Source organism: Clostridium sp. 001, from assembly GCF_019056555.1.
GTDB lineage: Bacteria > Bacillota > Clostridia > Clostridiales > Clostridiaceae > Clostridium_B > Clostridium_B ragsdalei.
On record NZ_CP020473.1, the window covers coordinates 822,803 to 835,772 of the forward strand.

Annotated in this window: 14 protein-coding genes; 1 reads left to right on the plus strand and 13 read right to left on the minus strand. The window is 32.1% G+C overall.

From position 1 onward, the window contains the following. Window positions 1-16: 16 nt before the first annotated feature. The 9 genes from grdA to B5S50_RS21910 all read right to left on the minus strand — a co-directional run bounded on the left by grdA (window position 17) and on the right by B5S50_RS21910 (window position 8,474). Window positions 17-493, minus strand: a complete 477-nt coding sequence (grdA, locus tag B5S50_RS03680) for a glycine/sarcosine/betaine reductase complex selenoprotein A (RefSeq protein WP_217303133.1) — start codon at window positions 491-493, stop codon at window positions 17-19. Between the two features lie 107 nt (window positions 494-600). Next, on the minus strand, window positions 601-924 hold the full coding sequence (locus B5S50_RS03685) for a co-chaperone YbbN (protein ID WP_013239379.1): 324 nt from the start codon (window positions 922-924) through the stop codon (window positions 601-603). A gap of 14 nt (window positions 925-938) precedes the next feature. Beyond that, window positions 939-1,886 (minus strand): thioredoxin-disulfide reductase, encoded by a 948-nt coding sequence (gene trxB, locus B5S50_RS03690; RefSeq protein ID WP_217303134.1) that lies wholly within the window; start codon window positions 1,884-1,886, stop codon window positions 939-941. A gap of 95 nt (window positions 1,887-1,981) precedes the next feature. Further along, window positions 1,982-3,472 (minus strand): BCCT family transporter, encoded by a 1,491-nt coding sequence (locus B5S50_RS03695; RefSeq protein ID WP_217303135.1) that lies wholly within the window; start codon window positions 3,470-3,472, stop codon window positions 1,982-1,984. Window positions 3,473-3,547: 75 nt separating this feature from the next. Next, window positions 3,548-4,861, minus strand: coding sequence for a betaine reductase selenoprotein B (gene grdH, locus B5S50_RS03700; RefSeq protein ID WP_217303136.1), 1,314 nt, complete (start codon window positions 4,859-4,861; stop codon window positions 3,548-3,550). Between the two features lie 15 nt (window positions 4,862-4,876). Further along, window positions 4,877-6,202 carry a glycine/sarcosine/betaine reductase component B subunit gene (locus B5S50_RS03705; RefSeq protein ID WP_013239383.1) on the minus strand — a complete coding sequence of 442 codons (1,326 nt, stop codon included), beginning with the start codon at window positions 6,200-6,202 and terminating at the stop codon, window positions 4,877-4,879. A 1,062-nt stretch (window positions 6,203-7,264) separates the two neighbouring features. Next, window positions 7,265-7,732: a GyrI-like domain-containing protein gene (locus B5S50_RS03710; protein WP_217303137.1), complete on the minus strand. Its 468-nt coding sequence runs from the start codon at window positions 7,730-7,732 to the stop codon at window positions 7,265-7,267. Window positions 7,733-7,748: 16 nt separating this feature from the next. After that, entirely contained in the window at window positions 7,749-8,000 is a 252-nt protein-coding gene (locus B5S50_RS03715) for a DUF3781 domain-containing protein (RefSeq protein ID WP_217303138.1), read from the minus strand. Between the two features lie 363 nt (window positions 8,001-8,363). After that, on the minus strand, window positions 8,364-8,474 hold the full coding sequence (locus B5S50_RS21910; protein ID WP_368041502.1) for a hypothetical protein: 111 nt from the start codon (window positions 8,472-8,474) through the stop codon (window positions 8,364-8,366). Window positions 8,475-8,840: 366 nt separating this feature from the next. On the opposite strand from B5S50_RS21910, the gene B5S50_RS03720 reads away from it, so the two are divergent. Beyond that, the gene (locus B5S50_RS03720; RefSeq protein ID WP_217303139.1) at window positions 8,841-9,023 is read left to right on the plus strand and encodes a hypothetical protein; all 183 of its coding nucleotides are present in this window, start codon (window positions 8,841-8,843) and stop codon (window positions 9,021-9,023) included. Window positions 9,024-9,335: 312 nt separating this feature from the next. Here B5S50_RS03720 and B5S50_RS03725 read toward each other — a convergent pair whose 3' ends face one another. Genes B5S50_RS03725 through B5S50_RS03740 form a run of 4 tightly spaced genes read right to left on the minus strand, consistent with a single transcriptional unit; the run spans window position 9,336 to window position 12,843 of the window. Beyond that, window positions 9,336-10,520, minus strand: coding sequence for a MalY/PatB family protein (locus B5S50_RS03725; protein WP_254306699.1), 1,185 nt, complete (start codon window positions 10,518-10,520; stop codon window positions 9,336-9,338). Between the two features lie 43 nt (window positions 10,521-10,563). Then, the gene (locus tag B5S50_RS03730; protein WP_217303141.1) at window positions 10,564-11,403 is read right to left on the minus strand and encodes a transporter substrate-binding domain-containing protein; all 840 of its coding nucleotides are present in this window, start codon (window positions 11,401-11,403) and stop codon (window positions 10,564-10,566) included. Between the two features lie 18 nt (window positions 11,404-11,421). Next, the gene (locus B5S50_RS03735) at window positions 11,422-12,087 is read right to left on the minus strand and encodes an amino acid ABC transporter permease (protein ID WP_217303142.1); all 666 of its coding nucleotides are present in this window, start codon (window positions 12,085-12,087) and stop codon (window positions 11,422-11,424) included. After that, the gene (locus B5S50_RS03740; RefSeq protein WP_217303143.1) at window positions 12,088-12,843 is read right to left on the minus strand and encodes an amino acid ABC transporter ATP-binding protein; all 756 of its coding nucleotides are present in this window, start codon (window positions 12,841-12,843) and stop codon (window positions 12,088-12,090) included. Window positions 12,844-12,970 lie beyond the last annotated feature (127 nt).

Genomic DNA, 12,970 nt, shown 5'->3' on the forward strand with positions numbered 1-12,970 from the left:
TTAAAGTTGTCGATAACTATTTATTGTACTTTGAATATTCATCTCTAATAGGCTTTACTTCACTAATAATTTCATTAACATCAAGAACCATTTCCATCATTCCACATTGTTCATCATAAACAGCTGGATCAAATTCTGCTTTAACTTCTGGTTCTACTACATGATATACTCCAAGACCTAATGCTATTCCTGCAAGTGGTCCTGCGAAAGTTGGATCTCCAGCAGCTACAGTTTCTGCTGATAGACCTGAAGCCTCTGCCTCAGCTCCTCCTATTAATACAATCACATTTTCAGCACCATATTTTTCAGTTAAATCAATTACTCTTTGTTGGATCTCCAGATCCATAGCACCTGCGGCTGTTCAAACAAAACATTCTGTGGAAACAAATACAACTTCTCCTTTGGCACTTTTAACACATTCTTCGATAGCTGGACCTGGAATTCCATCCCTGTCACCTATTGCAATTATTTTTTTTCCTTCTAATAAACTCATAACTTTTTCCTCCTTTTAGTCGGAAACACAGGGTAATTTTACCCATTTGCTCCCACTCATAAATTATCTGTTAAAGGCCATTTAGGCCTTCAATCTAATAAATTTAATTAAGCATTAATATTTTTAACAATCATTGCTTCAATGTTTGCTTTTGTAGCATCATCCTTTATGACTTCTTCAATTTTTTCCCCATCTTTATAAAGTACAATTGTAGGAAGTCCAAGTACCCTTTGTGAAATAGCTAATCTTCTAGCCTTTGTAGTATTCAATTTACAAAATTTAACTTTTCCTTCAAATTTAACTGATAATTCTTCTATATCTGGCAATAAAGCTTGACAAGGTACACAACCATCTCCATAATAATCAACAAGTGTATAACCTTTAGATTCTAAAACCTCACCTTTAAATGTCTCTTTGTCTAAAATTATCATATTAACTTCATCCTCTATTCTTCAAAATTATTTTCTATATATTTCTCTGCTTGCACAGCAGCTATAGCACCATCAGCAGCAGCTGTAACTACCTGTCTCAATGGTTTTTCTCTAATATCTCCTGCTGCAAATACACCCTCAATATTAGTTTCCATCTTATCATTAGTTATAATATATCCTGCTTCACTAGTATCAACTAGCTCTTTAACTAATTGATTTGTAGGTAAATAACCAACGAATACAAATACTCCAAAAGTTCCATCTTCTTCATCTGCAAAATATTCACTCAACTCACCTGTTTTAGTATCCTTAAATACTGCTGACTGCACTATTCCATCACCTCTTATTTCAGTGATTACTGAGTTCCACTTTATTTCAATTTTAGGATTTTTAAAAGCCTTTTCTTGTATTGATTTTGCTGCTCTAAGTTCATCTCTTCTATGAACTATAGTAACCTTTTTAGCAAACTTCGTCAGATAAAGAGCTTCTTCAATAGCTGCATCACCTCCCCCTACTACAAAAACTTCTAGATCTTCAAAAAATTCTGCATCACAAGTTGCACAGTAAGATACACCTTTACCTATCAATTCATTTTCTCCTGGACAACCAATTTTTCTAGGGTTAGCTCCTGTAGCAATAATTATAGATTTAGCATAATATTCTTCTTTTTCACCTTTTAATTTTTTTATTTTTCCAGTAAAATCAACTTCTTTTATATTATCTTTTTTTCTTTCGGCACCAAAACCTTCAACCTGCTCTTCCATTCGAGCGATTAAACTTGGTCCTGTAGCATCTTTTATTGATCCTGGATAATTAGCTACTTCATCTGTGATTACAATTTGTCCGCCTACCTTGCTTCTCTCCAGTATCAAAGTTTTTAGTCTAGATCTTGCTGAGTATATAGCTGCAGAAAGTCCTGCTGGGCCAGAACCTATTATAATAACATCATAAATATTATTCATATTGCACCTTCTTTCTTAATATTTCAATAATATTTACTTACTACTTATATAAATTTACTTTTAGTTCACCATTTTTATATACTACTATTTCTTCTTTAAACTTTCTCTTCCTGAAGAGCTTTAAATATGCTGTAACACATAACAAGCATAATCAGCATGAACGGAAAAGCAGCAGCAATAGAAGCCGTCTGAAGTGTCTTTATTGCAGCAGTGCCTCCTACTAAAATAATCATTATAGTAACAGCTCCCTGAACAATTCCCCAAAAACCACAAAGTCTTTTACTTGGATTTAAGTCTCCTCCTGATGTAAGCATGCTAAGTACATAGGTTGCTGAATTAGCAGCTCCTGCAAAGGACGTAACAATCAGTATAATCGCAAGTGGTGCAGTGATAACGTAAAGTGGTAGATGCTGTAATGTTACAAATAAAGCAGTCGAAATATTAGTTTTAACAGCTGCCTGAATTGCACCATTTGACAATGCATCTAAATTAAATGCAGCTCCACCATAAATTGCAAGCCATATGAAGCAGAAACCAGAAGGCAAGAACACTGATGCAAGTATGAACTCACGAATAGTACGGCCTCTGGAAACACGTGCTATAAACTGGCCTACAAATCCTGCCCATGCAATATACCAAGCTCTGTAGAATATTGGCCAAGCTTTAGTCCATTCAATATTGCCCATCCACATACTCTGTCCTATAAAGTTTTGAATATAATCACCAAGTGTATGTGTAAAAGTATTTAGTATAAATACCATTCCACCAAATAGGAAAATAAATACCATAAATGCAATTGAAAGCCATACCTTTACATCAGCAACAGCCTGCATCGCCTTATGCAAGCCAGATACAGTAGCAAGCGTAAATATTACTGTCATAACTGCAATAATAACAGCGGTCATACCAGGTGTCGCTGTAATTCCCCAGATATATTGTATTCCTGTGGCAATTTGACCAGCTCCTAGTCCTAAGCTGGTTGCTACTCCAAACATCGTAGCAAATACTGCTAATATATCGATAGTTTTACCGATAGGTCCGTGAATACGCTCACCAAGAATTGGATAAAAAGCTGAGCTGATTAAACATGGAAGACCTTTTCGATACTGAAAATAACCAAGAGCTAAACCGCAAACCGCATAAATAATCCAAACATGAATACCGAAATCATTAAATACAATCCTCATGGCATCATGCATAGCTTGCGGAGTTCCTGGTTGCCCCAAAGGAGGTGCCATATAATGACTCATCGGTTCAGCAATGGACCAAAAAACCATTCCGATTCCCATTCCTCCTCCAAATAGCATAGTAAACCACTGGAAAGTTGTAAATTCCGGTTTTTCATCATCTTTTCCCAGCTTAATTTTACCATAGCGGCTGAGAGCAATAACAGATATAAATATTGTAAATATAAATACTGATAAAAGATATAGCCAACCAAAATTAGTAGTTAAAAATGATAACACACCATTGGATGTTCTAGCCATTTGAGAAGGCAGGATTATACTAAATGCTACAAATATTAGAGCTATACCTGCAGAAATATACAGAACAGAACGGCCTTTTGCTTTTTGTTCATTTGACATAACTAATTTTCCTCCTTCACAAAATCAATCTAAATAGGTCTCATCAATTTTAACAAGACCTATTTAGTTACTGATTTAGATCTTTACTTTAAAAACAGTTTGTTCTTCAATATCAGTTGCAAGAGCATCTAAAGCTACACCTACTCTGTGATATCTTAACTTCCACTGATGATCTTTAGAATCTGCAGGGTTTCCAAGTGGATATGGAATTGAGATAGTTGGTACTATTCTGTTTGATCCTACTGTTGTTGCTACAGGAATCAAATTACACATTTGAACAACTGGGAAGCCAGCTCTTTCAATTTCTTTTACCATTGTTGCACCGCAACGTGTACAAGTTCCTCAGGTGGAAGTTAGTACAACTGCATTTACATCGGCTTCCTTTAAATGTACAATAATTTCTTTTGCCATTCTAGCAGCCTCACCTTGGGTAGTTCCAGTTCCAACTGTAGAGTAGAAATACTCATGGAGTTTACCTATTTTTCCTTCCTTTTCATATGCTCTTAAAGCATCTAATGGAACTATTACATCTGGATCTGCATCTGCTGCTGCAGGGTCAAATCCTGCATGGATTGTCTTGAATACTCCACCTTCTAAATCGTCTAAATTTGATATATCATATCTACCCCATCTTGTTGCTGAAGCAGATTGAATTCTATCAGGGTTATCTACAGGAACTATACCTCCAGTTGTTACACAAGCTATAGTTGCTTTACTTAAATCTTTAATAGCTGGTGCTATTGGAACTCTATCCATTTTAGGAATAGGCAGTTCTGTTTCAAATTTTTCACCATTTAATTTCTTTATCATCATTTCTACTACTCTATCAGCAGCTGGTTTACCTGATTCAAGCCAAACTTGATGTCTTTTGCCTCTTCCATAGTAGCCTTCTTCTTCTGCAGAAAGAAGCTTTTCACCATTAAGTATTTTATCTCCAAAGTCAGCCATTGCCTTTACATCTTTTTTCATTCTTCCAGCATTATTTCCACCTTTAAAGATATATACATCTTTTTTAAACATCTCAACACCAGGATTTTCAATGTGCATAGATGATATTACCGGTACATTAAACTTCTCTTTTACAGCTTTACATATAACTCCGCAGGCATTTCCATATCTGCCTGCTTGGAATGCAGGTCCTGCAAAGAATATATCAAATTCTTTACCATCCAAAAATCCTAGTATTTTTTCTACTGCTTCTTTTTCATTTGAACCCATAAAGTTATCCCCACATATTATTGTGTGAGTTACTTCTGCACCTTTAAGTTGTTTATTTAATTCTAAAGCAGGTCCAACTAACCCTTCTCTTATTTCTGGTTGAAAATCTGCCTTATCCTCTCCGCCTATTTGACCAAAGAATTGGTTCAAATATAAAATTGCTTTCTTCATCTAAACTACACCTCCTTAAAAATCTTTCATTGTCTTTGGCGACCAACCAACAATCTGATCTCCACAGAACATAGCATTGTTTTCCATAATAATTGAACCATCTTCTCTTACTGAAGGTCCTAATATTTCATCATTTGCCCAACCGCCAGACAAACCATCTCTAGCTAAAGATTGTAATTCGCCTATAACAGTTTCCATTGGAGGTAGTTCTATTAACTCTGAAACATTTCCAGTAGAAACTATAGCATCCGCTTTTTCATCAAGAGCAACCAAAGGTTGTGATTCTCCATCTCTACCTGTACATTCATTAGTAATTCCTACAGTTTTAACTCCAGCATCTTCTAAAGCTACTATACACGCTATGAAGTCTGCATCTGGATTTCCATATCCTTCTTCAGCTACGATGGCTCCATCTGCACCTAAGGATTTAGCCATTTGAGCTACAAATAAGGCTGAACGTTTCTTTTGCTCTAATGCTACATTAAGATTGGACATTATAACTCCTAAGAAGTTAAGTGTTTTTCCATGCTCTGCATAAAGTCTTTTAATGGTTGGATTATTCTGAAAATCATAAGTTGACCACTTTGATGAACATGGCATAAAGCTTCCTGAAATCACAGCTCCATCCAATACTTCATTTGGATGCATAAATGTTGGAACCATATGATTTGCATCCCATCCATAGACTAGATCATTATATCCCATTTCTTCCATTTGTGATTGAGGCTGCATAACAAATACAACACCTGGAAGTTTTTTAACAGCTTCATGCCTTTTCATAATAGAATCTAATTCAAAGGTTTCAATATCTTCAGGCTCTAAATCCTTTACACAATTTCCTATATATTCGGCCAGTTTATGTCCCGCCCATCTCAAAGCTTTATTTTTCTTCTGTTGTTCATTCTTTTCAAAGTCCTCATCTGTATCTCCAATAAGAACAATATTTTTTAGCTGTGAAAAATAAGTATACTTAGCTCCTTCACCGCTCATATCAATTAAACCATCCTGAAACCCACCCCAATGCTTACCAACTACAAGCAAGCTGCAATCTTTAAGTGCATGTGTACGTCCATTACCAGCTGGAATTACATCTCCAGTTACTCCTGGAAACAACGTGGTTCCATCAACCTTAACTCTACATTCAATAGCTTCCTTTACTGGAACAAGACGAACTTTATCTCCAGGCTTTACAATTAAAAGATCTGCCTCAGTAATATGCTCATCTTCCAATACATAATCTAAAGCTTCTTTTTTGTTAATTGTTAAAATACCCTCCTTATAGCTTGTTGCTTTACCAAAAACAATATCCTTGACATGAAAGTTTCCAATTTCTAACTTCACCTTTATACCTCCTTTTATAAATTCATTTATTTCTTTACATATTATTTTCAATTCCTTTAAACATTATTCTCAATTTACATAATCCAATAGCACTATTTGTTTTGACATTAGCATAACTATTATCATGATTCAATTATAGTTATAATATAATCATGATTGAATTTTCTGACAGATTTTTTTGTTACTTTTATAGCAATTTTTTATTTAATAAAATTACTAAACATTGTTAAAAAGTATGCTTAGAACCCTTAGAGGTGCATAGGTAAAGTGTATTATAGTAAAGTTTGTAATTTTTTAACTTATGGTAAATTGAAACAATCAAATAGTTATAGTTTATTGTGTATTCTAGCATTTTATATTATAATGAGAAATTGTAGAATGGCAAATAAAATTTAACCTTGGTTAAATTTTATTTTAGCTATTTAAGCAAAAACTAATATTTTAAACATTGGAGATAAATATGATTAAGAAAACAATTGAAAAAATAGAAATGTAAGTTATTTTATTGATGTAGCTTCTAAATTTATGGATGAAGCTTGAAAGCAGAATACCTAAATGATATTAATGAAGTGACCATATTGTTATATCGATGAATGCTTACTAAAATATTAAATAGTAAAAAAAATCTAATGTTGAAAAGTGCTCAGAAACAATGTTAAGGTATATTAGACAAATAAATACTTTTTTTAGAAATTAATTTAATCGGCCATATGACAATAAAAAGAACGTCTACAGGTTTGTGTAAACTAAAATAGATATGATAAAAATTACTATAGGACTGTGAGCTGAATTTTAAATACAATGAAATGTGACCTTTCCCCAATAAAATAGACATCTTAAACTCGTAATATCTCTTTATTTCGTAGATTATCATAATTTTCTAATTCTTATGCTGCTTTTGATTTTTTATTTAGGCTATGTTAATGAACAATGTTGATAATATAGTATATAATAATAGAACTCTTTGAAATGAGTTCCATTATTATATGATTTATGAGAATTATGAACCAACTTAACTTTATACTATGCACATTTTACTCAACTATACAAACTGGAATTTGATTAGTTTTGAATTGGAATCCAAATTTCAATAATAGATTTCTCATTATTCCAATGAAAACGATAATCGTATTTTTCAAAATGTAGAAAATTATTTTGCACAAGAATATACTTGTTATTGGGTAATATATCTTTATAAATTTTTGCATAGGTTTTATAGATTTTATCCATAGAACCTGTATGTTCAAATACCAAATATTTTTGTGGCTCTACTTCTCTTAAAATAAAGTTCTCTGGAATAGTTAATTTTTTAGGTACAGCACAGTGGTAAAAAAGAGTTTCATTTCTTTTTTCCATAAAAGCATATTTAATCCAATTTGCATATTGTGATAAATATGCCTTTTTTAGATTACAATTAAACTGTTTCCAAAATTCAGTACATATTTTTATATTTTTATTTTGGTAATTTGTTAATTCAATTTCTTGCCCGATAACAGAAAATGCGTCTAATTCCTCTATTCTATAATCCATTTCAAATAACCCCAACTTACTTCTTTATCTTGTGAGCCGTAATAATTGTATAACTATAAGCATTTACCGTTATTTCACAATCATCTATATCTACATACCAATTTTTGCCTCTTCTGATTATCAGAGCATTTGGATTTTGTATTTTATCTCTACACCATCTAATAACATCATCCACATCTAAAGAAAGATTTTTCTTAATTCTAACTACTCCTAAATCAGTTGTATGCAAGTTATCTAAGTTAAAAAGCATTTCAGTGCTATCATCCATTTTTGTCACCATGTATCAACCTTTCAAATTCCGATTTATATATTTCATTGTTTATAAATTTTCTTCATAATTTAATACAATTGTCCATTTGTTTAATTATATACTACATAAATATAATAATTTAAAATAAATATAATAATTTAAATATTTATCATAACTACATATAAATTGCTTTTCTAAATCTAAAGTCCTGACCTTTCCCCAATAAAATAAACCTTAAGTATGAAAATAAAAAATTTTTTAGATGTGTATTATGAAAATGAACGAAAGTAAACTGCTGAAGACACTTCGAAAAGTTCAGATATAAACTTAAAATTCTTTGAAAACAATACTTTCAGTTCATATCTCTAAAAATAATTTTAATTATGATGCCATTAAAATTCTAAATTCCTTTCTAAATTGAGAGGGTACACTATAAACAATTGCCTGTTTCCTTCTCTGATTGTTATAATATATTTCTATGTACCAGAATATATCTTGCCTTGCCGCATATTATTTTGTTTGATTTTAAAGGCTCCTAATATTCATTGCTGCAATACTATATTTTATATCTAACTCATATGTGTTCATCAATCCAAGTACATCAACCTGTGCCATAAAATTTTATAAATTAATCCAAAACATTACCAGTAAACTTTTGGGCACAAAAGTAAGATGCTTAAATAAACAAATATTAAAGCAAAGAATGTGGTGTTTATGGGTAATTATAAAATTAAAGTAAATTTTGATATTATTTCTGAACAAAGAAAATTGGAGGAAGAATTGAAGAAAATGTTAATAAATATCGTGTAGATGAAGGAATCGGTAGAATCGAATTTAAAACACATATCCTTATTAAGGATGAAAAGATTAAATCTCAATACTGCAAAAGATATCTTTATAAAATTAATGTCAAAGGAATGGTATCGCACGGAGTGCTTTGATGAGATAGTTTTTGATTTAGTGACAGATACGACATATAGAAAAGCTGCTAAACGCTTAAATAGAATGAGATGGCATGAAACTGGAGGTACTCCAGTATAATCCATGTTGATATTATACCTACACAACCTTCTGCATTGGATTTATCTTTTAGCTTTCTAACACAGGCAGAAATTACTGCTGTACCACAATGCTCATGCCATTTCATGTTAGTTCTTATTAATTATAGGAGTATACCAAAAAACACATTCTACTCCTGTTTTAAGATTGTCTGGAACAAGGATTGTAGTAACAGCACCTAAGAATTTATATGCATTTGTATAGACTGTAATCCAACACTCTTGGTTCTGAGATAAAAACGCTTCTACGTAAGCATATTGGCTTGAGGATAGGTCATGCCCCTCAATAAATTTGTTATATATTATTTTTTACTTTAAATGCTGTGTCCTCTATTCCTTGTATAAGTTGTTCAACAGCTTTAATTATATTTTCTTTTGACGTAGCAATATTCATTCTTACATACTGATTGAAACGTTCCCCTCCAAACCATACTCCAAAATCTAAAGCAAGTTTGCATCTTTCTTTAATAAAACTTTCCAACTCATTACCTTCTATGTACTTACCTAGATTAATCCAGAGCAAGTAAGTTCCTTCTAACGGAGATACTTCAGCAAGAGGAAGTTCCTCATGAAGCTTTTTCTTAATATATAGATAATTTTCTTCAATTTGATGCAATACTGCTTCTAACCATGCTCTTCCCTTTTCATAGGCACTTTGTACTGCAATATATCCAAAGGCATTTCCATCTGGAACACGGATACATTGTACAAAAGTATCAAAGGCTTTTCGGATCTGAGGATCTGGTATAATAACAAAAGAATTTTTACATGAAGCGAGATTAAAAGTTTTCGTTCCAGCTGTAAGTGTAACAAGCATAGAGTCATAATCTCCTAGTGTAGCCACTGGGATATGCTTATTTTCACCTATTACAATATCCTGATGAATTTCATCTGAAATTACCTTTACATCATGTTTTTTGCAGATATTCATGATACCTTTAAGTTCATCCTTTTTCCAAACCCTGCCTACAGGATTGTGTGGTGAACAAAGTATAAATAGCTTTACATGGTTTTCTATGATTTTATCTTCAAAGTCTTTAAAATCAATAGTGTAATTTCCACCTTCATTAATTAAATCGCTTTCTATCAGGTTTCTGCCGTTATTCTTTACAGCATCTAAAAATGGATAATATACAGGTGTTAAAACAATAATAGAATCCTTCTTCTCTGTAAGTAACTGTATGAACCAATTGATAGCAGGAACAACACCTGGAGAATAGCGAAGCCATTCCTTCTTAACTGTGTATCCGTGATAAGTTTGCTCCCAATTTATAAAAGCCTGCTTATACTGCTCAGGTTCTTTATAATACCCCAAAACACCAAAATCTAAATATTCTTTAAGTTTTTCAACAACACAGTCAGCTACTTTGAAATCCATATCTGCAACCCATAGTGGCATTAGATCTGAAGCTCCAAACATAGCCTCCAATCCATCCCATTTTTTACTATCGGTTTGTTTTCTTTCAACATACTTTAACAAGTTGCAACACTTCCTCATCATTAATCTTTACTATCATGTAGAATTAATTAGCTATTTTAGCATCCTTCGGTTTCTCACTAAAGTCCTGTCCATACCACTTTTGATAAATCTTTGATAATGTACCGTCCTTCTTCATTTCTTGAATAGCCTTTGTAACAACCTTGTTTAATTTTTCTGAATTGGCATTACCTTTTACGAATGGGTATGCTTTTGCTCCAACTGTAACATTTTCTTCAACCATTCTTGCATTAAGAAGTCCATTTTTAATTTTATATGCTGCTTCGCCTGCAGAGTAAATCATAGCATCAACTTTTCCTTGACGAAAAGCTTCAAATAACAAATCAGAACTATCATATGTAACTAAGTTGATCTTAATTCCTTGTTCTTTAGCAATTTGTTTAAATAGGTTTCCACCATTTGAACCTGATGAAAATCCACAAGTCATACCGGATATATCCTTCAATTTTTTAATATTAGTCTTATCTGAATGTACAACTAATTTTTCTGGAATATATGCATATGGTTCTGAAAAATCATACTTGGCTTTACGTTTAGCATTAATTGTAATGGTATTTCCTACTGTATCTGCTTTACCAGAATCCAAGTATCCAAACAAAGTATCAAAATCACCAGTTACAAATTGAACTTTAATACCGGTTTTAGCAGAAATAGCATTCCAAATATCCACTTCATGTCCCTTATGTACGCCATTTTCTACATATGAATTAGGTACTGAAGATGAACCAGATGCTACAATAATTTTTGTAGGACCTTTAGTTTCTTCTTTCTTTTGTGAATCATTTTTTGTACTTCCACATGCAGTCATACCAAAAATCATGCAAGCACATACTGCAAGTGAAAATATTTTCTTAATATTTTTCATGCTTTTCCCCCTCATTTTTTAACAAAATTTTTCAATTCTTTTCTCTACTAATCTTTGAATTTTTTCTACAAAGATTACAATTACTAGATAAATTAAAGTTACACATAAATATGCTTCAAAAAAGCGCAGGGTTAATGCAGCTTCCGTTTTTGCCTTTGCCATTATATCTGCAAGACCTACTGTAAATCCTAATGCAGACCCTTTAATAATGCCAATAAATTGATTTCCAAGAGAAGGTAGTGCTACAACAAATGCTTGTGGTAAAACAACACGCATCATTGTCTGATATTTTGTCATGCTCATTGAATAGCAAGCTTCTAGTTGTCCTACTTCCACAGATTCTAAAGCTGCTCTTAAAGTTTCTGCCATAAAAGAAGCTGTATTTAATGTAAGAGCAATTACAGTTGCTTGGAATGCTGTCATAGATTTTAGTGCTGGAATTACACAAGGAAGGCCAAAATACAACATAAATAGTTGTGCTACAAGTGGTGTTGCTCTAAAAAACGTAATATATACACCAAATAATTGATATAATCCCCATACTTTATAATATCTTATAATTGATATTACAACAGATAACAATAATGTAAATATTAATGACACTAGGGATATTTCAATTGTTAATTTTAATGATGGTAAAACAATTGGAAACAGATTAATAAACCATTGAAAATCAAAATTCATTTATTTATCCCCCATACTATTTGCTGTCATTATATTTACAAATTTTCTAATTCTCTCATTTGTACAATTTTCAAATATTTCTTTAGGAGTTCCCTTTCCTGCAATATAACCATCCTCTAAAAAAATCATTTTATCAGCAACCTCTTTTGCAAATTTCATTTCATGAGTTACAATCAGCATTGTTTTGTTATGTTCTGCTGCCAATTGTTTAATCACAGTTAACACTTCTCCAACTAATTCAGGATCTAAAGAAGATGTAGGTTCATCAAATAAAATCACATTTGCATCCACAGCCATTGCTCTTGCAATTCCTATTCTTTGTTGTTGCCCACCAGACATTTCTTTGGGATATGCATCCCTTTTTTCTAAAAGTCCTACTTTTTTAAGTAAAACAACAGCTGTCTCTTCAGCTTCATTTTTGCTTTTCTTTTGTACCGTTACCATAGGTTCCATAATATTTTGGATAGCAGTTTTATTTTTCAATAAATTATAATTTTGAAAAACCATGGATGTTTTTTGCCTTAATCTATAAATATCTTTTTTAGAAGCAGTTTTAGCATCCACAGTAAAATCATCAATTGTAATTTTACCTTCTGTAGGCTTTACTAAAAAATTAAGACAACGAAGAAATGTGGACTTACCTGTACCTGATGGGCCAATCAATACTATGACCTCACCTTTTCCTATCTCAATATTAATATCTTTTAAAATAACAGATTGTCCAAATTGCATTTTTAAATGTTCAATCTTAATCATCTTGCTGTATCCTCTAACTTTCTCTATATTTCTAATTGCTCACATATTCTATTTTCTTCAAACCAGTCAAAATATTCTAAAATTAACTTTTTTGTTAGCTTCCATGCCATTATTGTCTCATTATGTA

Coding starts and splice junctions, on each gene's coding strand:
- B5S50_RS03685 (WP_013239379.1), bottom strand. CDS start 924: ATGATAATTTTAGACAAAGAGACATTTAAAGGTGAGGTTTTAGAATCT.
- trxB (WP_217303134.1), bottom strand. CDS start 1,886: ATGAATAATATTTATGATGTTATTATAATAGGTTCTGGCCCAGCAGGA.
- B5S50_RS03695 (WP_217303135.1), bottom strand. CDS start 3,472: ATGTCAAATGAACAAAAAGCAAAAGGCCGTTCTGTTCTGTATATTTCT.
- B5S50_RS03710 (WP_217303137.1), bottom strand. CDS start 7,732: ATGGATTATAGAATAGAGGAATTAGACGCATTTTCTGTTATCGGGCAA.
- B5S50_RS03715 (WP_217303138.1), bottom strand. CDS start 8,000: ATGGATGATAGCACTGAAATGCTTTTTAACTTAGATAACTTGCATACA.
- B5S50_RS03720 (WP_217303139.1), top strand. CDS start 8,841: ATGAAAAGATTAAATCTCAATACTGCAAAAGATATCTTTATAAAATTA.
- B5S50_RS03730 (WP_217303141.1), bottom strand. CDS start 11,403: ATGAAAAATATTAAGAAAATATTTTCACTTGCAGTATGTGCTTGCATG.
- B5S50_RS03735 (WP_217303142.1), bottom strand. CDS start 12,087: ATGAATTTTGATTTTCAATGGTTTATTAATCTGTTTCCAATTGTTTTA.
- B5S50_RS03740 (WP_217303143.1), bottom strand. CDS start 12,843: ATGATTAAGATTGAACATTTAAAAATGCAATTTGGACAATCTGTTATT.